Annotated in this window: 1 pseudogene; it reads right to left on the reverse strand. The window is 72.4% G+C overall.

The window, feature by feature from the left end:
• Nucleotides 1–486: pseudogene (locus G3I71_RS46305) on the reverse strand (ATP-dependent DNA ligase); the annotation flags it as partial.
• Between the last annotated feature and the right edge of the window lie 54 nt (nt 487–540).

Consider the following 540-nt stretch of genomic DNA (forward strand, 5'->3'; position numbering starts at 1 on the left):
GTCCAGCAGGGCCCGCAGTTCGTGGGCGGCGGCCACGGCGTGGTGGTAGTCGGTGCCGGGCTGCGGATCGAGGTCGATGCGGAGTTCGTCGGGCCGGTCGGTGTCGTCGCGGCGCACCGGCCAGGGGTGGAAGGTGAGGCAGCCCAGGTTGGCGGCCCACAGGACGGCGGCGGGCTCGGTCGGGCAGATCTCGTCCGCCGTGCGGCCGCTGGGGAAGGCGATGTGGGCGGTCGGGATCCAGTCGGGCAGGTTCTTGGGAGCCCGTTTCTGGAAGAAGGACTCGCCCTCCACGCCGTCCGGGAACCGTTCCAGGGTCGTGGGACGGTTGCGCAGGGCGCGGGTGATGCCGTCCGCGACGGCCAGGTAGTACTCGGCGACGTCCCTCTTGGTGAGTCCCCGCTCGGGGAAGTAGATCTTGTCGGGGCTGGACAGCCGTACCGTCCGTCCGCCCGCGTCGAGCTCGATCGCACCACCCGCAGCAGCCATGTGCGCCACGGTAGGCGGGCTCGCCCGGGTGCGCATACCGGGCGGGGCCGGACG

It is taken from the genome of Streptomyces sp. SID12501 (genome assembly GCF_010550245.1).
Classification (GTDB): domain Bacteria; phylum Actinomycetota; class Actinomycetes; order Streptomycetales; family Streptomycetaceae; genus Streptomyces.